General features: G+C 70.7%; 18 protein-coding genes. 5 read left to right on the forward strand and 13 right to left on the reverse strand.

The genetic code is table 11. The features are described 5' to 3' along the window. Positions 1-81: 81 nt before the first annotated feature. Positions 82-927 carry a C40 family peptidase gene (locus JGU66_18960; GenBank protein MBJ6762848.1) on the forward strand — a complete coding sequence of 282 codons (846 nt, stop codon included), beginning with the start codon at positions 82-84 and terminating at the stop codon, positions 925-927. Between the two features lie 12 nt (positions 928-939). Here the strand turns inward: JGU66_18960 and JGU66_18965 are convergent, their stop codons facing one another. The 4 genes from JGU66_18965 to JGU66_18980 all read right to left on the reverse strand — a co-directional run bounded on the left by JGU66_18965 (position 940) and on the right by JGU66_18980 (position 6,080). After that, a complete protein-coding gene (locus tag JGU66_18965; protein MBJ6762849.1) occupies positions 940-2,121 on the reverse strand; it encodes a glycosyltransferase family 2 protein in 1,182 nt (393 codons plus the stop codon). A gap of 137 nt (positions 2,122-2,258) precedes the next feature. After that, positions 2,259-4,379, reverse strand: a complete 2,121-nt coding sequence (locus JGU66_18970; GenBank protein ID MBJ6762850.1) for a zinc-ribbon domain-containing protein — start codon at positions 4,377-4,379, stop codon at positions 2,259-2,261. A gap of 9 nt (positions 4,380-4,388) precedes the next feature. Beyond that, positions 4,389-4,805, reverse strand: coding sequence for a helix-hairpin-helix domain-containing protein (locus JGU66_18975; protein ID MBJ6762851.1), 417 nt, complete (start codon positions 4,803-4,805; stop codon positions 4,389-4,391). A 3-nt stretch (positions 4,806-4,808) separates the two neighbouring features. Next, the gene (locus tag JGU66_18980; GenBank protein ID MBJ6762852.1) at positions 4,809-6,080 is read right to left on the reverse strand and encodes an aspartate kinase; all 1,272 of its coding nucleotides are present in this window, start codon (positions 6,078-6,080) and stop codon (positions 4,809-4,811) included. A gap of 139 nt (positions 6,081-6,219) precedes the next feature. Between JGU66_18980 and hutH the strand changes: the two genes are divergently transcribed. Both hutH and JGU66_18990 read left to right on the forward strand, forming a co-directional pair. Next, the gene (gene hutH, locus JGU66_18985; GenBank protein MBJ6762853.1) at positions 6,220-7,746 is read left to right on the forward strand and encodes a histidine ammonia-lyase; all 1,527 of its coding nucleotides are present in this window, start codon (positions 6,220-6,222) and stop codon (positions 7,744-7,746) included. Between the two features lie 145 nt (positions 7,747-7,891). Then, the gene (locus JGU66_18990; GenBank protein ID MBJ6762854.1) at positions 7,892-12,955 is read left to right on the forward strand and encodes a tetratricopeptide repeat protein; all 5,064 of its coding nucleotides are present in this window, start codon (positions 7,892-7,894) and stop codon (positions 12,953-12,955) included. Between the two features lie 3 nt (positions 12,956-12,958). Here JGU66_18990 and JGU66_18995 read toward each other — a convergent pair whose 3' ends face one another. The 3 genes from JGU66_18995 to JGU66_19005 are packed head-to-tail and all read right to left on the reverse strand — an operon-like array spanning position 12,959 to position 14,710. Then, entirely contained in the window at positions 12,959-13,696 is a 738-nt protein-coding gene (locus tag JGU66_18995; GenBank protein MBJ6762855.1) for a competence/damage-inducible protein A, read from the reverse strand. A 13-nt stretch (positions 13,697-13,709) separates the two neighbouring features. Further along, positions 13,710-14,375 (reverse strand): dTMP kinase, encoded by a 666-nt coding sequence (gene tmk / locus JGU66_19000; GenBank protein ID MBJ6762856.1) that lies wholly within the window; start codon positions 14,373-14,375, stop codon positions 13,710-13,712. Beyond that, on the reverse strand, positions 14,372-14,710 hold the full coding sequence (locus JGU66_19005; GenBank protein ID MBJ6762857.1) for a hypothetical protein: 339 nt from the start codon (positions 14,708-14,710) through the stop codon (positions 14,372-14,374). Before JGU66_19005 ends, tmk begins: the two co-directional genes overlap by 4 nt. A 220-nt stretch (positions 14,711-14,930) precedes the next feature. Between JGU66_19005 and ribB the strand changes: the two genes are divergently transcribed. Next, entirely contained in the window at positions 14,931-16,055 is a 1,125-nt protein-coding gene (ribB, locus tag JGU66_19010) for a 3,4-dihydroxy-2-butanone-4-phosphate synthase (protein ID MBJ6762858.1), read from the forward strand. On the opposite strand, the gene thrC is transcribed toward ribB, so the two are convergent. The 6 genes from thrC to greA all read right to left on the reverse strand — a co-directional run bounded on the left by thrC (position 16,048) and on the right by greA (position 22,837). Further along, positions 16,048-17,364 carry a threonine synthase gene (gene thrC, locus JGU66_19015; protein MBJ6762859.1) on the reverse strand — a complete coding sequence of 439 codons (1,317 nt, stop codon included), beginning with the start codon at positions 17,362-17,364 and terminating at the stop codon, positions 16,048-16,050. The two genes, ribB and thrC, sit on opposite strands and share 8 nt — an antisense overlap. Positions 17,365-17,372: 8 nt before the next feature. Next, complete coding sequence (locus JGU66_19020) at positions 17,373-17,933, reverse strand: hypothetical protein (GenBank protein ID MBJ6762860.1); 561 nt, start codon at positions 17,931-17,933, stop codon at positions 17,373-17,375. A gap of 94 nt (positions 17,934-18,027) precedes the next feature. Then, positions 18,028-18,417 (reverse strand): hypothetical protein, encoded by a 390-nt coding sequence (locus JGU66_19025; protein ID MBJ6762861.1) that lies wholly within the window; start codon positions 18,415-18,417, stop codon positions 18,028-18,030. A 65-nt stretch (positions 18,418-18,482) separates the two neighbouring features. Then, entirely contained in the window at positions 18,483-19,112 is a 630-nt protein-coding gene (locus JGU66_19030; GenBank protein MBJ6762862.1) for a protein-L-isoaspartate(D-aspartate) O-methyltransferase, read from the reverse strand. Between the two features lie 43 nt (positions 19,113-19,155). After that, the gene (gene recG, locus JGU66_19035; GenBank protein ID MBJ6762863.1) at positions 19,156-22,209 is read right to left on the reverse strand and encodes an ATP-dependent DNA helicase RecG; all 3,054 of its coding nucleotides are present in this window, start codon (positions 22,207-22,209) and stop codon (positions 19,156-19,158) included. 109 nt (positions 22,210-22,318) lie between these two features. After that, on the reverse strand, positions 22,319-22,837 hold the full coding sequence (gene greA, locus JGU66_19040) for a transcription elongation factor GreA (protein ID MBJ6762864.1): 519 nt from the start codon (positions 22,835-22,837) through the stop codon (positions 22,319-22,321). A gap of 185 nt (positions 22,838-23,022) precedes the next feature. On the opposite strand from greA, the gene JGU66_19045 reads away from it, so the two are divergent. Beyond that, positions 23,023-23,553, forward strand: coding sequence for an FHA domain-containing protein (locus JGU66_19045; GenBank protein ID MBJ6762865.1), 531 nt, complete (start codon positions 23,023-23,025; stop codon positions 23,551-23,553). The last annotated feature ends 8 nt before the right edge of the window (positions 23,554-23,561 follow it).

The following is a 23,561-nucleotide window of genomic DNA, read 5'->3' on the forward strand; positions in this document are numbered from 1 at the left end:
TTCGGCTGGCTGGGTAGGTTTTTTGACGACACACCGAGCTGGGCCGAGCATCGGCACCCAGGACGCTACAGGGAGGTTGTCATGAGGCTGGGCGCGCTGCTGGCGATCATCGCGGTGACGACGGGCTGTGCCACGGGCTCACCCGTGGGCGGCTGGGTGGCCGCCGAGCCCGTCCGCTACCGGTCCGCGTCTCCCCCGGCCTTCCCCCGCGCGCCGCTGTCGGAGGACGTCCCCGCCACGCCGCCGCAGGTGGCTCGCCGGCCTCAGCGCCCGGCACCTGCTCCGGTGAAGACCTCGAAGCCCGGGGTTGCTCAGCGGCCCCGCGCCACTCCGCCCGCTCGGCAGGAGGCCCCGCGCCCCGCCCCTCGCGATCCGCGCGAGGTCGTGCTCGGCACGGCGCGGGGACTGGTGGGCCAACCCCAGGTCGTCGTGGGCGGGCGGACGTTCCCCTCGGACTGCACCGGGCTGGTGGAGGCCACCTATGCCCAGGCGGGCCTCTCCTTCCGAGGCAGCATCAAGCCGGGCGACAACGGCGTCACCGCGCTCTACCGCTACGCGAGGGCCCACGGCCGCGTGTACACGGACGGCCGTCCCGTCCCCGGAGACCTCGTCTTCTTCCGCGAGACGTACGATCAGAACCGCGATGGCCGCCGCAACGACGGGCTCACCCACGTGGGCCTGGTGGACACGGTGGGCTCGGACGGCACCGTGGTGGTCATCCACCGGGTGAAGCGCGGCGTCGTGCGCTACCGGATGAACCTGGAGCGCCCCAACCTGCCGAGGGATCCGAAGACGGGCGCGGTGCTCAACGACATGCTGCGCAACCCGGGCCCGGGCCAGCCGCACGTGCTCACCGGGCAGCTCTTCGCCTCGTTCGGCAGCGTGCTGCCCGCGTCGTCTCGGCCCCTCGCGGTCGCGGCGCGATAAGCGCAGCGAGCCTCACGAAGCGCGCGCGGTGCGGTCCCACGCCGCGCGCTGCGAGTTGCGCACGAAGCGCCAGAAGCCCACCACGATGGCCAGGTTCATGGTGACGAAGTAGTAGGCGACCGACGCCACCCGCTTCGCCGTGCCGCGCTTGAGCACCCCTTCCCTGCCGAGCAGCGCGAGCGCGTAGAACAGCACCTGGCCGAACAGCGTCACCCGGTAGAACGTCTGCTGGAGCAGGAAGAGGTTGGCCACCAGCGCGGCGGCCATCAGCGCGGGAGCGCACCAGCGCAGCAGCTTGTGCGACCAGAACGCGAACGCCGGGAAGCCCGCGGTCGGCAACAGGAGCCCCGGCACCATGCGGAGACTCTGGAAGTTGCCAGCGGCGATGCGGGCGCGACGGCCGAACTCCTTGCCGTAGTCCTCCGTCGTCTCCTCGTGCGCGACGGCCTCTTCCTCGTAGACGACCTTGAAGCCCTTCTCGAGGATGCGCAGCGGAATCACGAAGTCATCCACGATGGTGGACGGCGGAAGCAGGGTGAAGAGCGTGCGACGGATGGCGTACAGCCCCCCGTTGGCACCTACCACCGCGCCCCGTCGTCCCTCGTACAGCTTGATGAGGGACTCGTAGCTCCAGTAGGCGCTCTCTTCGTAGTCCTGCTTCGTGGGGTTGTAGAGCTTGAGCTTGCCGCAGACGGCGCCGACCTCGGGGTCCTCGAAGTGGCGGACGATCCGCCGCACCGCCTCCGCGTCGATCATCGTGTTCGCGTCCGAGAGCAGCACGATGTCTCCTCGCGCTGTCGGAATGCAGCGGTTGAGCACCGTCGTCTTGCCCGCGCGCGGCGCCGGAGACAAACGCACCCGCTCATCTCGGCACTGGCTCACCAGTTCGTCCGTCCCATCGGATGAGCCATCCGAGCCGATCAACACCTCGAAGCGGTCCACCGGATAGTCGAGCGCCAGGCTGTTCTCGAGCTTCTGCTCGATGCACGACGCCTCGTTGTAGGCCGCGACGACGAGGCTGACCGTGGGCAGTGGCCCCATCGCCCGCTCGCTCGGCGCCTCGTCCTTGGAGCGCATGCGCCGGATGTCCTGGGCGACACGCGCGATGCCTTCGAGGACGAACAGGCACAAGGGATAGAGAAAATACGTGTGCGCGAGCAGCAGCGCCGAGCACCAGAAGAAGACCTCCGCCATCACCTTGCCTCCCGAACCCCGGCCTTCGAAGCCGCCAGGGAGGCAGCAAGACGCGTGCCCGTGCCGTCAGGCGCAAGCCCCCGCAATCCGGCCTCCACGCGAGGAGACCGCGGGCGCGGCCTGCACTTTCTCCAGGGCTAGGGCGTGGCGGGACGCGCGAGCGTCGGGGTGACGTCATCCAGCAGCCGGCGCGCCAGCTCGTGCTTGTTGTTGAGCGCCAGCACCTCGTCCAGCAGCGCCTTCGCGGCGGCGTCATCGCGCAGCTTCATCGCCAGCCGAGCACCCAGCACATAGGCGCGCATCAACGTCGGATCCCGCTCGCGCAGGGCTTGGAGCTCGGCGACCGTGACCGCGAGGGACTCGGGCGGAGAGCCGCCGTTGAGTCCGTATTCGGCGCGGACCAGCACGCTCCAACTGGGCGCGGACTCCACTTGCCGCAGGCGCTCGGAGAGCCCCAGCGCTTGCCCCGCGCCGGTGACGGCCGCGTGGACTGCCTGGGCTTTGACCCGTGCTGCCACGGCCGATGCGGGCTCCACCTCGGGGGCCGCGCGAACGGACTGCATCAGCGCTTCGAGTTCCTGGGTCCGCTCGACAATCGACACCCGAAGCGTCTCCGCGTCGCGACCGAGCGCGGTCCGCTCCTCGGTGAGGGCGTTGACGCGCGCCTGCCAGTCCACCACCGCCCGAGTCCGCTCGAGTTCCGCGATGCGTCGAGCGATCAACTCAGCGCGCCACCGGAGGCGCTCGGCTTCCGCCTTCGAGTCATCGAGCCGCAGCGCGAGCGCCACGGCAAGCTCGGCCTGCGCCTCGGCGTAGCGCGGTGTGGAGGTGGTCAGCGCACGCAGTCCTTGGATGGCTTGCTCGCGGGAAGCGGCATCGTCGCGCCGCAGCAGCGCCACGGTCCGGTCCTTCTCCTTCACCGCCTCCACGGGCATGTCCGCGTTGCGATCGCGCCACGCGGGGTACGCAAGGAAGGTGCTCAACCCCAAGCCCGCCACGACAGCGAGCCCCCACAACAATCGCTCCCAGGACAACCGGCTCCCGCTGCCCCGAGACGTGTCGACGGAATCGACGCGCACCGCGGCGAGCAGCTCAGGAGGCAAGTCCACCGAGCCACGGCGAGACACACCCGACCGAGCGCCCGAGGACGACGGACTCTCGACAGCGGGCAGCGGCGCGAACGGGCGCAGCGTGTCCGAGCCCACCGGGGACGGCGGCTCGTATGGAAGCCGCACGCTCGAATCCGCCGAGTGCGCGGGGGCGCCGAAGATGGCGGTTCGCCGCACATCGGGAGTGGACGGAAGCCCGAGTCCGGCCTGGACCTCGGGCGGCAAGGCGATGGAACCCGAAGGCGAGGCCCCTTGCGAACCCGCGGTGTTCCCGAAGATGCGCGTGGTGTTTCCCGGCACGGGCGCGGCGCTGCGTGGGGACAAGTCCGAGAGCGCGCCGAAGACGTTCGTCCCGTGCCCCGGCGTCGTGCCTCCCGTCTGCGCTACGGCCCCGAAGACGTTCGTCCCGTGCCCCGGCGCGGCGCTGCGCGCAGACAGGTCCGAGAGCGAACCGAACACGTGGGTCCCGTGTCCTGGCGCCGCGGCTCCGGAAGTTGCACCGGCGCCCGTCGGCGCGACTGCTCCGAAGACGTTCGTCGCGTTGCCGGCAGACGCACCACCGGGCGCAACGCTGGAGCCAGTCGGCGCCACGGCTCCGAACACATTCGTTGCGTTGCTCGGTGACGTCGCGCCGTGCCCGGAACGAGCGTCGAGTGCACCGAAGACATTCGTCTTGTTGCCCGGAGCCACTCCACTCGGGTTCGGCGCACCGCCCACCGGCGACAACACTCCGTAGCCTTGCGTCTTCCCCAGTGGCGCCAGCCCCTCATCCGAGCGCACCGCCCCGAACGACTGGGTCCTGTCCACCGCGATCGCCCTGGCGTCCCGCGCGGGCACGGCCCCAAAGCCCTGCGTCGCGTTCGGCACGGGCGTCGCGCCCGACTGGAGCGCCGAGCCAAAAATCTGCGTGGACCGCACACCGGACGCCGGAGTCCCGAACGCCAGCGTCGAGTCCCCGACGCGCTCAACAGAACCCGGAACCGGCGTGGTCGCGCCCGCCATCGGCATCACGCCGACGAGCTGAGCCCCCGGAGGCGCCGCCACGAAGACATGGCGACACTCCGTGCACTGGACCGACGTGCCCCCTGGCGGAAGGAGTCGAGGGTCCAGGACATACTGCATCGAGCACTGGGGGCAGGCGATCTCCACGATGTGTGCTTACCACACGGCCTCATCGACCGCCGACGGCCCCAGGTCCGTGACCGCACGCAGGGTCTCCAACCGAGCCGGACCCACGCCCGCCACCGCGTCCACCTGCGTCCAGTCCGTGAACCCACCCCGCGCGGCTCGTGCCTCCACGAGACTCCGAGCCAGCCGCGACCCCACGCCTGGGAGTCGCGCCAGCTCCGACTCCAGCGCGCGGTTGAGATCCAACTTCCGCCCGAGCGCGAGCGCCTGACCTCCCGTGGGCACCTCGCCCGGGCCGCACGTCGCCACGCCGTCGGACGTCAGCCGCACGTCCGCTGACGCACACTCCAACGACGTGGCCTGTGACGGCCACGTCCAGCGAGCCACCCACCCCACTCCCACCAACCCCGATGCGACGACCGCGAGCGCGGCGGTGCGGCTCGCCACCCGTCAGGCCTTCTCGCCCTTCAGGGCCGTGGCCTCGGAGACCGTCGACTCCGAACCCGAGACCGCGTCCAACCCGAAGGCCGTGTGCAGCGCACGCACCGCCAGCTCCGTGTACTTGGCGTGCACCACGCACGAGACCTTGATCTCCGACGTGGAGATCATCTGGATGTTGATGCCCTCCTTCGAGAGGATCTGGAACATCCGCGCCGCCACGCCGGAGTGGTTGCGCATCCCCACGCCCACGATGGACACCTTGGCGATCTGGTCGTCCACCGCGACGCCCTCCGCCTTGATGCTCTTGGCGACCTTCTTCACCAGCTCCGACGCCTTGACGAAGTCCGCCTTGCCCACCGTGAAGCTCAGGTCGGTGCGGCCATCCTTCGACGCGTTCTGGACGATGAGGTCCACCACGATGGTCTTGTCATCGAGCGCGCCAAAGAGCTTCGCCGCCACCCCCGGCGTATCCGGCACGCCCCAGACGGTGATCTTCGCCTCGTTCTTGTCATAGGCGATGCCGCTGACCAGCACCTCCTCCATGGACTTGTCCTCCTCGCACACGAGCGTGCCCGGGTCCTGGGTGAAGGACGACTTCACCCAGAGCGGGACCTTGTACTTCATCGCGAATTCCACCGAACGGATCTGCAACACCTTCGCGCCCACGCTCGCCAGCTCCAACATCTCCTCGTAGGAGATGCGATCCAGCTTGCGCGCGGCGGGCACCACGTTGGGGTCCGTGGTGTAGACGCCATCGACGTCCGTATAGATTTCACACGCGTCGGCCTTGAGCGCGGCCGCCAGCGCCACCGCCGTCGTGTCCGAGCCACCGCGCCCCAGCGTGGTGATGTTCCCCGCCTCGTCCACGCCCTGGAAGCCCGCCACCACCACGATCTGTTTCTTCTTCAGCGCCGCGTGGATGCGCTCGCCGTCGATGCTCTTGATGCGGGCCTTCGCGTGCGTGCTGTCCGTGAGGATGCGCACCTGGTGGCCCATGAAGCTCATGGCCTTGCCGCGCTGCGCATGGATGGCCATCGCCACGAGGCCGATGGACACCTGCTCGCCCGTGGCCACCACCACGTCCTGCTCGCGCTCACTCGGACGGTCGGTGATCTGCGCCACGAGTTTGAGCAGGCGGTTCGTCTCTCCGGACATCGCGGACACGACCACCACCACGTCATGACCGGCTTTCTGCGCCGCGATGCAGCGACGCGCCACGTTCTTCATCCGCTCGGTGTCACCGACCGAGGTGCCGCCATACTTTTGGACGATGAGGGCCACGGTGCCTCTTTCCTCCCTGGACAGACCGGCGGGACGGTAGAAGGGGTTGGCTTCGGGTGTAAAGCGCCCGCTGCCCTCCCCGCGCGTTTGAGCTAGCGTTCGCGCCCTTTCGCACACTGCAATCCTGGAGCACCCCGATATGTCCCGCCCCCGCGTCCTTGTCGATGGCGACACCCTGAAGCTGGAAGAGATCCTCCAGGTGGCCCGCAACGAAGCGACGGTCGAGCTGGCCCCCGAGGCCGCCGCCCGCGTGGCCGCCTCCCGTGCCCTCGTGGACCGCGTCGCCGCCGGCGACACCCCGTCCTACGGCATCAACACCGGCTTTGGCACCCTCGCCGAGGTCCGCATCGACAAGAAGGATCTGCGCGACCTTCAGCGCAACCTCATCCTGTCGCACGCGTGCGGCGTGGGCACCCCGCTGCCCATCCCCGAGGCCCGCGCCCTGTTGCTGCTTCGTTGCAATGTGCTCGCGAAGGGCTACTCGGGCATCCGCCCCGAGACGCTCGGGCTGGCGCTGGAGATGCTCAACCGCGACGTGGTGCCGGTGGTGCCCGAGCGCGGCAGCGTGGGCGCGTCCGGAGACCTCGCGCCCCTGGCGCACCTGGCGCTCGTCTTCATCGGCGAGGGCGAGGCGTACTTCCAGGGCCAGCGGCTGCCCGCGACCCAGGCGCTGAGCCGCGCGGGCCTCAAGCCCGTCATCCTGGAGGCGAAGGAAGGCCTCGCGCTCGTCAACGGCACCCAGGCCATGTGCGCGGTGGGCACGCTGCTCCAGCTCCGCGCCGAGAGCCTCTCGCAGCTCGCGGACGTGGCCGGCGCCATGACGCTGGAGGCGCTGCTGGGCAGCCACAAGCCCTTCATCCCCGAGATCCATCTGGTGCGCGCGCACCCGGGCCAGCAGGCCTGCGCCGCGCACCTGCGCCGCATCCTCCAGGGCAGCGAGCTGGTAGAGACGCACGTCAACTGCAGCAAGGTGCAGGACCCCTACTCGCTGCGCTGCATGCCCCAGGTGCACGGCGCCGCGCGCGATGGCCTGTCCTTCTCCCGCCGCGTGCTGGAGGTGGAGGTCAACAGCGCCACCGACAACCCGCTCGTGTTCACCGAGTCGGAGAAGATCGTCTCCGGCGGCAACTTCCACGGCCAGCCCATCTCGCTCGCGCTGGACGTGGTGGCCATGGCGCTCACCCAGCTCTCCTCCATCAGCGAGCGGCGCGTGGAGCAGCTGGTGAACCCGTCGCTGTCGGGCCTGCCCGCGTTCCTCGCGAAGAACTCCGGCCTCAACTCGGGCTTCATGATCGCCCAGGTGACGAGCGCGGCGCTGGTGGCCGAGTCGCGCGTGCTCAGCCATCCCGCCTCGGTGGACTCCATCCCGTCGTCCGCGGGCCGCGAGGACCACGTGTCCATGGGCATGACGGCGGCGCTCAAGGGACGTCAGGTCTCCGAGTTCACGCGTTCGTGCATTGCCATCGAGACGCTGGTGGCGGCGCAGGCGCTGGACTTCCGCCTGCCGGTGAAGCCGGGCAAGGGCGCGCTCGCCGCGTACGAGCTGGTGCGCAGCAAGGTGCCGCACATGGACCGCGACCGCGAGCTGCACAAGGACATCGAGGCCGTCACCGCCCTGATCGACTCGGGCGAGCTGCTGGCCGCCGTCCGCTCCGCCACGGCGTGAGCCCAAGGGTGCCCGCGCGCCTCCTGGGCGGGCAGGCACCCTGAATCCCCAAGGAAGTCGGGAAGTTGAGAGACCGGCCGAGCGCGTGTTACGACCCTCGGCCAGTCCCCCTCAAGCTTTCTTCCGTCTCTGGAGCCCGCTTCCCATGAGCGAGAACAACGACGTCACGCGGCCCGCCCCTGCCGCGCCGCAGCGGCCCGAGTCTGTCCGGCCCGCCAGCGCGACCGAGGCGCTCGCCCAGGCGGTGACGACCCTTCCCGCGGCCACGCCCGCCAGCGTCGAGGACGACGCCCGGGAGCGCATCGCGTCGCTGGAGCGCGAGGCCAAGGCGGTCGCCTCGACGGATCCGCAGACCGCGTCGCTCCTCTTCCACGAGGTGGGCCTGCTCTGGGAAGAGCCGCTGAAGAACCCGCGCAACGCGGCGGTGGCCTTCCAGAACGCCTACAAGATGGCGCCCCGGTTCCTGGCCAACATCCGGGCCGCGCGCCGCCTCTTCGCGGACGTGGGCAACTGGCAGATGGTGGTGCAGCTCCTCGACGCGGAACTCATCGCCAGCGATGACGCCCGCCATCAAGCCGCGCTCCTCTACGAGAAGGGCGTCATCCAGGAGGAGCGCCTGTCGCGCGAGGCCGACGCGGCCGAGTCGCTGCGCCAGTGCCTGGAGCGCCGGCCCACGGACCTGGGCATCCTCACGCAGCTCGAGTCCGTCTATGCGTCGCGCAACGACGCCGCCGCGCTGGTGGAGGTGTACCGGCTGCTGGCCTCGGCCGTGGTGCCGCCGTCGCTGCGCGCGCACTACCTGACGGCCGCGGGCCTGGTGATGGAGGAGCGCCTCAAGCAGCGCGAGGGCGCGGCCGCCCTCTTCCGCGAGGCGTTCGCGTTGGACCGCTCGGACGCGCTGCTGCTCGCCGCCGTCAAGCGTCTGGCCGAGCGCGAGGGGCGCACCGACGAGCTGCTCGCCGCGCTCGTGGCCGAGGCCGAGTCGCTGGGCACGCAGGCGGCTCCCGCGTACCTGCAGATCGCCAAGGTGTATGACCGCCTGGACCGCAAGGATGACGCCCTGGCGGCGCTCCTGGCCGCGCGGCGCGTGGGGCCCAACGAGCCGCTGGTGCTCAGCGCCCTGGCCGGCATCTACGAGACGCAGGGCCGCTTCGAGGAGCTGTCCGACGTGCTGCTCGCGTGGGTCGGATCCATCAGCGACGAGAGCGAGCTGGTCGCCATCAACCTGCGGCTCGCCGCGCTCTACGAGGACGACCTCAAGCGCGAGCAGGACGCGGCGGCGCGCTATCAGGCCATCGTCGCGCGCATCCCCGGCCACGCCGCGGCGCTCGCGGGCCTGGGCAAGCTGTACTACCGCATGCAGAACTGGGAGGGCCTCGTCGGCGTGTTCGACGCCGAGGTCACCGCCGCCGAGGACGCCAAAGGCAAGGCCGCGCGCATGTACAAGGCCGCGGAGATCCTCGAGGAGCGCCTGGGCCGGCAGGAGGACGCCATCGCCCGCTACAACGCGTGCCTCCAGTTGCAGCCCGGCTACCTCCCCGCGCAGAAGGCCCTCACCCGCCTCTACGAGCGCCAGGGTCGCTTCGCCGAGCTGGTCTCGATGTACGAGCAGGACCTGCTCCAGACGAGCGATCGGGATCAGCTCATCACCACGCTCAACAAGATGGCGGTCATCTATGAGGACCGCCTGGGCGACCTGGACCACGCCATCGAGTGCATGAAGCGCATCCTCGATCTCGCGTCGGATCACCTGCCCACCATCCGCAACCTCGCGCGCCTGCATGAGCGGGCGGGGCGCTACCGCGAGCTGCTGGAGACGCACGACCTGGAGGCGTCGCTGGCGGGCGACACCAAGCAGGTGCTGTCGCTGCTGCACCGCAACGCGGAGATCCTCGACGAGAACCTGAAGGACCGCGGCGGCGCCATCGTCGCGTACGAGCGCGTGCTCGCGCTGTCCCCCTCGTACCTGCCCGCGCTCAAGGCCCTGGGCCGGCTGTACGCGCAGGACACCCGGTGGGAGAAGCTCATCGACATGTACCGGGCGGAGTCGGAGATCTCTCCGTCCACCGAGCAGGCCGCCGCGCTCATCTACAAGATTGGTGAGCTGTACGAGCACCGGCTGAAGCAGGAGAACGAGGCCATCGCCTCGTACCAGGAGGCGCTGATGCTGGCGCCGAGCTACTTCCCGGCCCTGCGTGCGCTCGCGCGCATCTACCGGACGCATGGCGCCTGGGAGAGCCTGGTGGAAGTGCTGCGCGCCGAGGCCGCCAACCGCACGGATCCGTCCGAGCGCGCCAACGCCCTCTTCCAGGCCGCCGCCATCTGGGAGGATCAGCTCGCGCGGCCGGAGCTGGCCATCGAGGGCTACCAGGAAGTGCTGCGCCTGACGCCCGGACACGCAGCCACGCTGCGCGCGCTGGAGCGCTTGTATGTGGCCCAGGACAACACCAAGGAGCTGGTCGCCGTGTTGGATCGCGCGACCCAGGTGGGCCAGACGCCGGCGGCCAAGGTGACGGCCTACCTGAAGCTGGCGCGGCTCTACCTGGATCGCTTCCAGGAGCCCGCACGCGCCGCGCAGTGCTGCGAGGCTGTGCTGAACCTGGATCCGGGCAACCTGACGGGCCTGACGATGTTGGAGCGCATTCGCGCCTCGGACCGTCCGCGCCGCGCCGAGCTGCGGGGCCGCATCGCCGAGCGCGTCACCGACCCGCGCCTGTCCCACGCGCTGCGCCTCCTGGCCGCCGCGGACACCGACAAGGGCCCCACCGAGCGCACCGCCGAGGTGTATCAGCGCGCCTTCGACGCGGACCCCACGGACGCGCGCCTCGCCTTCGCGCTGGAGCGCGCCCTGCGACAAGCCGGCGACGCGGCGGGCCTGTCGCGCCTGTTCGCCATGCGGCTCGCCGTCACCACCGAGCCCACCGAGGCGCTGGAGCTGCTGCTGCGCGCCGCGGAGCTGGCGGAGGGCAAGCTCAACGACATCGCCCAGGCCTCCGCGCTCTACCGTCAGGCCCTGGAGCTGCAGCCGCAGTGTCTGCCCGCGCTGCAGGGTGCACGGCGCGCGGCCCTGCGTCGCAATGACTTCGCGACCGCCCGCGCGGCCCTGGAGGCCGAGGCTCGCGCCAGCCGCGACCCCAAGAGCGCCATCGAGGCGTTCGTCGCCGCGGCGAAGCTGTCCGCCACCAAGCTGAATGACACCGACACCGCCGCGGCGCTGTACCGGCAGGCCCTGGAGCGCGATGCCCTGCACCCGGGTGCGGCGGCGGGCCTGGAGGAGCTGCTCGCGCAGCGCGGCGGCTCGTCCGACCTGGCGGCCCTGCATGAGCGGCGCGCCGAGGCACGGCTGGCCCAGCGCGACAACGAGGCGGCCGCGGCGGCCTTCGTCACGGCGGCGCGGCTGCACAACGTGGCGCTGGGAGATCGCTCGCGCTCGCTGGCGCTGCTGGAGCGCGCGCTGATCGCCAAGCCGGGCTACCCCGACGCGCTCGAGACGCGCGGGACCTTGCTGCTCGAGGCGCACCAGTACGCCGAGGCGGCGGTGATGCTCAGCCAGCGCGTGCAGCAGGGCGGGGATCCGCGCCTGCTCGCGCAGCACCACCTCACGCTGGGCGCGCTGTACCAGACGCACCTGGGGGATCCAGGCCGCGCGGCGGCGCACCTGCAGACGGCGCTGGGCACCCTGCCCCGTCACCCGGAGGCGCTGGAGCGACTCGCGACGGTCTACGCGCAGGGCCGCAACTACTCGGGCGCGGTGGACTGCCTGCGCAAGCTCCTGGAGCAGGACCTGCCGGCGGACGGACGCGCGCGCTTCACCATCGAGCTGGCGCGCATCCATGACGAAGGGCTGGGCGACGCGACGACGGCCACGCTCCTGTACCGCAAGGCGCTGGAGCTGACCCCGGGCGACGCGTCCCTGGTGGACAAGCTCGCCGTCCTCTACGAGCGGGCCCGCAACCTGCCGGAGCTGGCGCAGGTCCTCGAGGCGCAGGCGCAGCTCGCGGCGTCCACGGACCTCAAGCGGGCGCTCGTGTTGCGCGCTCGGGTGGCGGACCTGTACGCCGGGCCGCTGCAAGAGCCCGCGCGGGCCACGACGCTGTACCGGCAGGTGGTGGAGCTGGAGCCCACCAACCTCGCGGCGCGCACGGCCCTCGCGGACCTGTACGCCCGCGACACCACCAGCATCCCGCTGGCCATCGAGGAGCACCGGCAGATCCTCCGGCAGGACCCCGTCCGGCTGGACAGCCTGCACGCGCTCTTCCGACTGTGGGAGGGCCTCAAGCAGCACGACAAGGCCTTCTGCGTCTCCGCCGTCCTGCAGTTCCTGCGCGGGGCCAACGAAGTGGAGATGGCCTTCTATGCCGAGGGCCGCAGCCGCCTGCCGCAAGAGGCGCGCGACCAGCTCACCGAGTCGGACGTGGACACCGGCCTCATGCACCCCGCCGCGCGCGGTCCGCTGGTGGAGGTGCTCCGCGCGATGGGCGACCAGCTCAGCAAGGTGTATCCGCCGCAGTTCGAGATGCTCGGGGTCAACCCCAAGACGGACAAGCTGAAGGCGGACTCCGCGGTGGTGAAGGCCATCCGCGCGGTGGCGCAGGTGTTCGGCGTGGAGGAGTTCGAGGTGTACCAGGCCCGGCGCGGACTCATGCAGCCGGAGACGACCGAGCCCCTGTCCATCTGCGTGGGCCAGGACGTGGTGCGCCGCTTCAACGCGCGCGAGCAGAAGTTCCTCATCGGCAAGGCCGTGCTGGGCCTGATGAACAAGACCGCGGTGCTCACCAAGCTGTCCCAGGGCGAGACGGCGGACCTGTTCGGCAGCGCCATCCGCGTGCACGCGCCGCAGTTCAGCGCGCTCGGTCGCAAGAACGACGAACTGGTGAAGCAGCTGCGCAAGGCCTTCTCGCGCAAGGCGATCAAGGCGCTGGAGGGACCCGCGCAGTCACTGGGTGATGCCCCGCGCGTCGACCTGCGCCCCGTGGTGGACGCGCTCGGATTCTCCGCGGACCGCGCGGGACTCCTGATGTGCGGCGATGCCTCGGTCGCGCTCACGCTGGTGCTGCGCGAGGACCCCAACTTCGCCGGAACGCGCCAGGACTCCACCGAGCCGCTGATCCAGGCCGTGCGCGAGCGCGAGGACCTGCGCACGCTGCTTGGCTGGGTGCTGACCGATGACTTCTTCCGGCTGCGCCAGCGGCTGGGCCTGGGCCTGTAGGCCCTACTCCCGCCGCACCACGGCGTGGGCCGGAAGGCCCCGCACCAACCGCCCCACGGCATCCTCGACGTGGGCGCGGTCGGTGGCCTCCACGGTGATCTTCACCCGGTAGTCCAGCCCCTGGTCGAACACCGGATACGAGCCCAGCGCCACGTGCGGCATGTCGAGCGCCACGCGGTCCAGCACCCCCGCCAGCTCGCTCTCGCCCAGGCGCAGGAAGAGGTTCACCAGGTGCACGGGCGTGCCGCGCAGGCGCGACAGCACCGTCTCCACCTGCATCTTGAAGAGCTGCGGCACCCCGGGCAGCAGGTACACGTCATCCACGGACATGACGGGGAACCACGTGCCCTCTTGCGGCAGGAGCACCGTGCCCTCGGGCGCATCCGCGAGCCGCATGCCCTCGGGCGTCACCTTCCCGTTGGGCGCCCACTGGTGAAGCAGCTCCACCATCTCCGGCAGGCGCACGACGGGGCGGCCCATGGCGAGCGCCACCGCGCGCACCGTCACGTCATCGTGCGTGGGGCCGATGCCGCCGCTGGTGAAGACGTAGCGGGAGCGCAGGCGCGCGCGAGACACGGCGTCGACGATGGCGTCCACCTCGTCGAGGACGATCTCCACCGAGCGCAACGGAATCCCCACCTCCCGCAGCCTGCGGATGAGGAGGGGCCCGTTCTCGTCCTTCACCTTCGCGGTGAGGACCTCGTTGCCGATGATGACCGCTGATGCGCCGGTGCGCTCCATGAGGCCCCGGACTCTAGCGCACGCGCTTGCGGCCCAGCACCTTGCGAATCTCCACCAGCGACGCCTCCGTCACGGCTTCCACTGACAGCTCGCCGTCGATACGCACGATGCGCTCACGCTTCTGCCGCCGACGAATCGCCGCGAGGTACTGACGCGCGATGCGCCGCTGCGCCTCGTCCGCTTCGAAGAGTTCGGCCGGGCCACCACGCGAGGCCCTGCGCCGCGCCGCGACTTCGGGCGCCACGCCGACGAAGAGCGTCAGGTCCGGCGGCACCGCGAACGCGTTGATCGTCTCGACCCAGGCCATGGGCAGGCTCGCGCCCTGATAGGCCAGCGACGACAGGACGTAGCGGTCGCACAGGACGACCTTGCCCTCGTCCAGCGCGGGCAGCACGCGCGCCTTCAGGTGGTCCGTGCGGTCCGCGGCGAAGAGGAGCGCCAGCGTCTCGGGCGCCAGCGGCCCAGCGCCGTGCGGCAGGCCCAGCCGCCCCGTCAGCGCCTGACGGATCAGCGTGCCCAGCGGGCCGTCGGAGGGCTCGCGCGTCGTCACCACCGCGTGCCCATCCGCCCGCAGCGCGGACGCCAGGCGCTCTGTCTGGGTGGTGGTGCCCGCGCCATCCAGGCCCTCCAGGACGATGAACGTCCCGCGCCGGGCCGCCGTCTTCCGCGCGCCGCTCATCGCGGGAGCAGCGCCGCGGGGTTGTCCAGGCTCAGCCGGCTGCGCAGCTCCAGCAGCGCCTCGAAGCGCTTGAGCTCATCCGCCAGCGCCGCCCGCCCCTTCCAGTAGTTGCGCAGGCCGTACACCACCAGCGCCAGCGCGAGCACCGCGGCGCCGTAGGCCAGCAGCGGCGTTCGCAGCGAGTCATGGAAGAGCTTCGCGGAGGCGCCGCCAATCAACAGCGCGGCGATGGTGGACACGCCCGTGTGGGCGAAATGGGTGGTGCTCTGGCGGGTCGCCAGGCTCTCCTGAAGCAGGTCGAGCCGGGCCCGCAGGTCCTGAGTGTCAGCGTTCACGGGACCGGGCACCCTAGCCCACCCCCGGGACGACGTCGAGTCAGCTCGCCCGGCCCACGGCCTGGCAGGGCGGCCAAGCAGCCGAGCCGCACCCTGGCTCATCCCTCCCATTTCCCCAGCAGGGCAGGCCTCCATGACGCGGCTTGCCAGCGTGGATCGCAAACGCTACATGCCACGCGATTCTCGCAGCACACCCCTGACTCCCTGGCTAACCATCCGCATGAGCCACGATACCGAGCTGTCCACCATCGAGGACGCCATCCGAGACATCCGGGACGGCAAGTTCGTCGTCGTCGCGGACGATGAGGACCGCGAGAACGAGGGCGACCTCATCATGGCGGCCGAGAAGGTCACCCCCGAGCACATCGCCTTCATGGTCCGCCACACCAGCGGCATCATCTGCATGCCCATGCTCGCCGAGCGGCTGGACGCCCTGCGGCTGCCGCAGATGGTGGCGGAGAACACCGAGTCGCACCGCACCGCCTTCACCGTGTCCGTGGACTACCGGCACGGCACCACCACGGGCGTCTCCGCCGTGGACCGCGCCGCGACCATCCGCGCCCTCGTCAATCCGGCCAGCCAGGCGGACGACTTCCTGCGCCCCGGCCACATCTTCCCGCTGCGCTACCGCGAGGGCGGCGTGCTGCGCCGCGCGGGCCACACCGAGGCCACCGTGGACCTGTCGCGGCTGGCGGGCTTCGAGCCCTCGGGCATCCTCTGCGAGCTGGTCAAGGACGACGGCACCATGCAGCGCATGCCGGACCTGAAGGCCTTCGCGCGCGAGCACCGCCTGTCCGTCATCACCATCGCGGACCTCATCGAGTACCGCCGCCGCAAGGACAAGCTGGTCCGCCGCGAGCCGGGACAGCACACCGTCACCACGCGCCACGGCGAGTTCACCGCCCTCACCTACTCGTGGATGCCCGATGGCGTGAAGTCGCTCGTCCTGGTGAAGGGCGACCCGAGCCGCCAGCCGCACCCGCTCGTGCGCCTGCACGCCGCCTGCGCGCTGGGTGACGTGTTCGGCTCGCCGACCTGCCAGTGCCACCAGCTGCTCGATCAATCGCTCGCCACCATCGCGCGCGAGGGCACGGGCGTGCTCGTGTACCTGCCGGGCATGCACGGCGACGACTTCGGCATCCACCACAAGCGCAACACCGACGGCAGCAGCCCGCACTCCGGTCGGGGCCCGCACGAGTCGCGTGACCTGGGCATGGGCTGCCAGATCCTCACGGACCTGGGCGTGCGCTCCATGCGCCTGATGAGCAACACGGACATGACCTATCGAGGGCTGGCCGGGTTCGGCCTCACCATCGACTCGCGCGTCCCGCTCCAGGTCAGCTGAGGTCCGCGAGCGCGGCCTTCACCGCGTTCAACTCCGCCGGCAGGTTCACCGGCGGATTCGCGTGGGCGCTCGCCACGTCGGCCAGCGCCGAGCGGTGGTAGCCCACCTTGAAGTCCGCGAACTTCAGGCCGTGCGCCGTGGAGATGACCGCCACGCGCGCGTCTCGCGCAATCACGCCGCGCGCCACCAGCTTCTCCACCGCCGCGAGCGCCACGCCCGTCTGAGGACACGCGAAGGTGCCCTCGCGGTCGGCCCGCGCGGCCGCGTTCGCCAGCTCGGACTCGGTGGCCTCTTCCACCACGCCCTCGAAGGCCTGGAGCATCCGCACCGCGCGCCGGAACGACACCGGGTTGCCAATCTGGATGGCGGACGCCAGGGTGTGCTCGGCCTGCATCGGGACCAGCTCGCGGAACCCGCCTCGGAAGGCGCGCGCGAACGGGTTGGCCCGCTGCGCCTGCGCCACCGCGATGCGCGGACGACGGGTGATGAGGCCCAGCGACAGCATCAGCTCGAAGCCGCGGCCCAGGGCGCTGGCGTTGCCCAGGTTGCCGCCCGGAATCACCACCCAGTCCGGCGGGTCCCAGCCCAGGTCCTGGCACAGCTCCACGGCGATCATCTTCTGCCCCTCGATGCGCAGCGAGTTCATCGAGTTGGCCAGGTACAGCCCCGTGTCCGCCGTCACCGCCTGCACCAGCCGCATGCAGCCGTCGAAGTCCGTGTCGAGCGACAAGACGCGCGCCCCATTCGCGATGGGCTGCACGAGCTGCGCGAGCGACACCTTGTCCCTCGGAAGGAAGACCACCGCGGGGATGCCCGCCGCCGCGCAGTAGGCCGCCAGCGCCGCGGAGGTGTCGCCCGTGGACGCGCACGCCACCGCGCGCACGGGCACGCCACGCGAGCGCAGGTGCTTCACCGCGGACACCAGGACCGTCATGCCCCAGTCCTTGAAGCTGCCCGTGGGCGAGACGCCGCACTCCATCAAGTCCAGCGCGCCGAGCCCCAGCTCCGAGGCCATGCGCGGCAGCGCCTTGAGCGGCACGCGCCCTTCGCCCAGCGACACGATGTCCTCGACGGGCAACTGCGGATACGCCCACTCGCGCTTGCCCCACACGCCCGAGGCATCCGGAATCCGCGCCGCGCCGAAGCGACTCTCGAAGCGGCGCTTCCACTCGGCGGCGGGCGTCGCCCGAAGCGCGTCCAGGTCGTGCGCCACTTCCAGCAAGCTGCCGCACCGAGGGCAGCGATAGACGATGTCGAGCAGGGAGGCGCGAAACCCGCAGCCCTCACTGCATGCGTAGTCCGCGTGCATGGCCGTGCTCACGCCTCCGCCTGCACGCGCGCGCCACACTCGGTGCAGGTGCGCCCCGGTCGCGTCGGCGTGTGGCACACGGGACAAGCCAGCCAGTCGCCTTCCGCCGCTCGGGTCGGCGCCGCAGTCGCCGCGATGCGCGCCCTCGGCAGGCGCATGCCACAGCGGTCGCACAATAGGCCCTCCGACTGCACGTGCTTGCAATAGCGGCACACCACCGCGCCCACCGGCGCCGCCGTCCTCACGCCGTCATCCTCGGCGCGGCCGGTGTCCAGGTCTGTCATCGGCGCGACCGGAACCGCGCCCGTGTCGCCGGTCCGCGTCAGCTCCAGGTCCGGCACCACCATCGCGGGGAGGTCCGGCCCCGAGCGCAGCCGCGTCAGATCCAACTCGGGCAGCGGGGCCGTCTCCACCGTGACGCGCCCGTTGGCGTGGTGCGTCAGCTCCAGCTCCGGCAGCGTCTGCACGGGGGGCGCCTCGGTCAGGTTGACGACGGGAAACCGCTTGCCGCAGGTTTCACACTCGTCGCCTTGAGGCTGAACGTGGTCGCAGACCGGGCAGATGATCATGGCATGGCACGTTATCGGCGGCCTTGCCCTGGGGCAACGCACCCCAGGGTGCCCTCGGGGGGCATGCGAGGGGGCTCGCGCCGGCCCGAGGCCCTCAGGTGGGAGGGGTCAGCCCCAGCGCCACGAGGTGGAAGCCGCCGCCCACGTGGCCGAACCCGAGGCGCTTCGCGCGCTCCACCACCACATCCAGCACCGTGTAGCCCAGGAGTGTCTTGAAGCCGAGCTTGCGCGACTCCTCGCACACGGCCACGACGATGGCGTCCACCACCCCGAGGCGCTCGGCCTTGCTCAGCGAGGGTGAGGCCACGAGCCCCTCAATCCACGCCACCGAGCTGTCCGTCTGGTAGAGGAACCCGGCCGCCTTGCCCGGGACGATGAAGCCCACGCGCGGCAGCGCATCCGGGGTGAGCACCTCGTTGCGGTGGGCGTACCAGCTCTGGACCTGCTCGAAGTGCTGCGCGGGGTCGTACCGGACGGGCACCACCTCGGCGGGCGACTTGTCGGTGAGTGGGGTCATGAAGCGATCTCGCCGCCCATTCCCCTCCGTTGTCAAAGTGGGGTCGTTTCCACCATGGGGACGAAGCGCACTGGCAGCAGGTGCTCCACGTGGGGCAGCGTGCCCGGCGCGCCTCGGTGGATGCGCAGCAGCTCCTGTGCGCCGTGCACGGGGCCGACCGGGATGACCATGCGCCCGCCTCGCGTGAGTTGGGCCAAGAGGGCGGACGGCACCTCTTCCGGCGCGGCGGTGGCCAGGATGGCGTCGAAGGGCGCCTCCTCGGGCCAGCCTCGCGTGCCATCGCCCACGCGGTACGCGATGTTCTGGAAGCCCAGCCGGGTGAGCAGCCCCTGAGCCGAGCGCGACAAGTCCGGCAACAGCTCCACCGTGAAGACCTCGCGACAGAGCTGCGCGAGCACCGCCGTCTGGTAGCCAGAGCCGGTGCCGATCTCCAGGACGCGCTCGTGCCCCTCGAGGCGCAGGGCCTGGGTCATCAGCGCGACGATGTACGGCTGACTGATGGTCTGTCCGTGACCGATGGACAGCGGCGCGTCCGCGTCGGCACGGGCTCGCTCGTATTCCGGAACGAACTCCGCGCGGCGCAGGTGGGCGATGGCCTCCAACACCCGGCGATCCTGAATGCCCTGTCGCGCCAGATACTCGGCGCGCTCCTGGTCTCCCATACCCCTAGGTTAACCACGCCCTCTGCTCAGTGTGGGCGGGCCGCTATCCGACCCGCGCGAGCGCCAACCGGCCTTCCCACCGCTCCTCGAGCGCCTTCACGAGCCCCTGGTTCTCCGCGGACTTCAGCTCGGGGTCTTTCTCCAAGATGCGCCGGGCTTCCTGCTGCGCCAGGGACAAGAGGTCGCTGTCGCGCGCGAGGTTCGCCACCGCCAGCTCCGGCAGGCCGCTCTGCCGTGTGCCGAGGAACTCACCGGGCCCGCGAATCTCCAGGTCCTTCTCCGCGATGACGAAGCCGTCGCTGCTGCCCTCCATGACGGCCAGTCGCTCGGTGGACTCCCAGGAGCGGGCGCTTCCGGCCACCAGGAAACAGAAGCTGGCCGCGGCGCCTCGCCCCACCCGCCCGCGAAGCTGGTGGAGCTGCGAGAGGCCGAAGCGCTCTGCGGACTCCACCACCATCACCGAGGCGTTGGGCACGTCCACGCCGACCTCGACCACGGTGGTGCACACGAGGAGGTGCAGCTCCTTCTCTCGGAACGCCGCCATGACGGCGTCCTTCTCCTCGGCCTTCATGCGCCCGTGCAGCAGGCCCACGCGCGCCTCGGGGAATATCTTCGAGAGCTTCTCCGCGCCCCGCGTGGCGTCCTCCAGGTCGAGCTTCTCGGACTCCTCCACCAGCGGATAGACGACGTAGGCCTGATGCCCCTTGGCCAGCTCGGCGGACACGGCCTCGTACACGCGGGCTCGCTGCTTGTCGTTGAAGACGCGCGTGGTGATGGGCGTTCGGCCCGGGGGGAGCTGATCGATGATGGAGACATCCAGGTCTCCGTACAGCGTCATCGCGAGCGTGCGCGGAATGGGCGTGGCCGTCATCACCAGCACGTCCGGAGTGAGACCCTTGCTCATCAGCGAGTGGCGCTGCAGCACACCGAAGCGGTGCTGCTCGTCGATGACCACGAGCCCCAGTCGCTGGAACGACACCCCGCCCTCGATAAGGGCGTGCGTGCCCACCGCGAGGTGCAGCTCGCCGGCCGCGAGGGCTTCGCGGATCTGCCGCTTGTGCTTCGCCGTGCCCGCCGCGCTCACCAGCCCGACCTTGAAGCCCAGGGGCTCCAGCACGCGGCGGAACGTGCGCTCATGCTGCTCCGCGAGAATCTCGGTGGGCGCCATCACCGCCACCTGGTAGCCGTCCTGCAACGCCACCATCGCGGCGACGAGCGCCACCGCCGTCTTGCCGCTGCCCACGTCGCCCTGCACCAGCCGCGTCATCGGCTCGGGCCGAGCCATGTCGCGCGACAGCTCCTCCACCACGCGGGCCTGGGCTCCGGTGAGCTGAAAGGGCAGCGCGCCCTGCGCCTTCGCCAGCCGCTCGGGGGACACGTCGAAGCGGATCCCCTCCTCGGCCTTCACGCCCTGGCGCTTGAGGGCCATACCGAGCTGAAGGAAGAACAGCTCGTCGAACGCGAGTCGTCGGTGCGCGGGGCTCTGGTGCGCATCGAGCGCCTCCAGGTCCGCGTCCTCGGGCGGGAAGTGGATGAAGCGCAGCGCGTCCGGCAGCCCCATCAGGTGCATGCGCCGACGGAGCTCGGGAGGAAGCGGCTCCTCCAGGTGATGCGCGTGCTGCTCGCTGACCCGCGAGGCCACCTCTCGGAACGAGCGCTGCTCGCCGCGCTCGAAGCCCGGGTAGATGGGCACGATGCGGTGGAAGTGCACGGAGGTGGTGGACTCCAGCCCCTCGGCCGGTTCGATCTCCGGGTGCGCCATCTCCCGGCCGTTCATGGAGGCGCGCACCTCGCCGGAGAGGACGATCTGCTTGCCCACGGTGAAGCGACTCTTCAGCCAGGGCCCGGCATGGAAGTACGTGGCCGCGATGGTGCCCGAGCGATCTCCCACGACCGCCTTGAACATCCGCTTGCCCTGCCGACTCGGAGCGAACTCCGCGAGCTTGACGGTGCCCACCGTGACGCCGCGCTCGCCAGGAACCAGCTCGGCGATCGTCTTGAGTCGACGGCGGTCCTCGTAGCAGCGAGGCAGCAGGAAGAGGATGTCGCCCATGCGACGAAGCCCCTTCTTGTCCAGCGCCGACACGAGACGAGGCCCCAGGCGCTTGCCCAGCGTATTCAGCGGCGAGGACAGCGGACCCGAGCGCGGCGCGATGGACAGCAGCTTCGCCTCGGACCGAGAAGCCTCCGCGCCCACCGCGCGCTTCTTCTTGCGCGTCCGGGTCGCCTCGGCCTTCGACGCCGTGCTCCCGGCCGCGGACGCCTTCGCGCCCGACTTGCCCACCGGAGTGAGCGCGAGCACTTCGCGGGAAGCGGTCGCGCCCTGTCGGGCCTGAGCAGCCGCGCGCGACGTCGGCGAAGTGGAGCCGACACCCGAGCCCAGCGGCACGTTGGAAGGAGCCGCCGAACGGGTGCGCGCAGGTCCAGGAGTCGGAGGGCTGAGGGAGTTCAAGACCCCTTCGCGCGCACTCGCGGCCCCCGAACGCATCGCGGGACTCGGCCGCTCATCGCGCATGGGCGCAGCGCGGGAACGCATCGACGGATCCGCGCGCTCGTCGCGCATGGGCGGCGTGCCCGCACGCGCGGGGGCAGTCCCATCTCCCAGGTGCGGGAACGACACGTTCCCTCGCGAGGTGTGCTCCTCACGTGGAGATGCGGAATGCCCAGGTGCCCTGCCCTGCCCTGTTCGCGAGGCACTCGGGCTTGCCCGCGTCGCGCCGGCAGAATGCGGATCCGGCACCGGAGCCGTGGACCTCCACGTGGGCACGTACCCGGGCGGCACCTCCTGCTGTCGCGGCGCGGCGCGCCCTGCGTCTTGCGTGAGGGGCTCCAGCTCGGCGGGCAGCACCACGCCGCTCTGCTTCAACGCCGCGACCACCTGGCGCAGCGCGCTCTTGCGCCGCTCCGGCGGCGTGGGCGGATCCACGTAGGGCAAGGCCGCGCGCAGGTGCGCGACGGCCGCCGCGTCCACGCCGCTCGCTCCGGCCAGGGCGCGCTCCATGAGGGTGCGCAAGTCCCGGACGATGGCGAGCTGGGCGAAGTCGCGCTGGCAGGCGTAGCGCAGCGGCCCGACGAGGCTGGCAAGCGGATGGTTCACGCGGTTCCTGGTGCCCATCCTACGGAGCGGGGGTGACGTCTCACAGCAAACGAAACCGGGGGAGCGAGCCTGGGCCCACTCCCCCGGCAAAAGCCCTGCGAACCGAGCATCAGCCCTCGCTGGGCGCCGCGTCGTCCTGCGGTTCCTCGAAGCGGATCTCCTGGACCTCCAACTCGCGGACCCCGCCCGGGCTCTGTACCGTGGCGACGTCGCCCACCCGCTTGCTGATGATGGCGCGGGCCACGGGGGACGTCACCGCGATCCACCGCTTCTTGAGGTCGGCCTCCAGCTCGCCCACCAGGCGGTACGTCACGGTCTTCTCCGTCTCCGTGTCCATCAAGACGACCGTGGCGCCGAAGACGACCTTGTCGCCCCCGAGCTTGCTGGGGTCGATGACCTCGGCCCGGGCAATCCAGTCATTGAGGTCCAGGATGCGGCCCTCGATGTGCGACTGCTTCTCCTTCGCCGCGTGGTACTCCGCGTTCTCGCGGAGGTCCCCATGCGCGCGGGCGACCTCGATCTCCTTGGAGATCTTTCCCCGCTCCACGGACTGGAGGTGCTTCAGCTCCTCCTTGAGCTTGCGGAGACCGTGGGGGGTCATCGGGATGTTGTCGCTCCCGCTGCTCATCGACACCGCTCCTTCCACCACATGCGTTCAATGCATGGAGGGCCGGAACCTCCCGGAGAGGTCCGGCCCCCCAACGACCAGAAAGGCCGAATGTAGGGAACGACTCCCAAGTCGGTCAATCAAAGCCGTACGTGCCGCGCTCCGTCGCGCTGTGCGCCCGCCCGGCGACCCGCTAGGCTCCCGCCGTGCTGTCCGTCCAGGAACTCCGCGCACTCGGCGCCTCTCTCCCCGTGGGCACGTTCCAGCGGCAACTGGGGCCCTTCGCACTCATCCAGCGCCCGCCCGGCGAGCCCTCCTCCGCCGTCCTCGCCCCCACCTCCATGGCCGCGCCCGCGCAAATCGAGCAGGGCATGATGGCCCTCATCTTCGAGTTCGAGGACCTGCGCGTCGTCACCCTGCCGCCCCTGCATCCCACCGACGTGCTGCGCATCGGCCGGCGCCCGGACTGCGATCTCATCCTGGATGATGCGTCCGTGTCCAAGCTGCACGCGGAGCTGCGCTGGAGCGAAGACACCCAGCGCTGCACCGTGAGGGACCTCGGCTCCACCAACGGAACCTTCCTCAACGCCAGCACCCTGAACACACGCGAGGTGACGCTGCGAGACGGCGACATCCTCAGCTTCGGAAATGTCCAGTTCTGGTTCCTCCTCACGCAGACGCTCCATGAGCGCCTGCGCGCGGGGGCCGCCGCCGGCATGCGCTCGCACAGCGGCTAGCCGGGACT

The organism is Myxococcaceae bacterium JPH2 (assembly GCA_016458225.1).
GTDB lineage: Bacteria > Myxococcota > Myxococcia > Myxococcales > Myxococcaceae > Citreicoccus.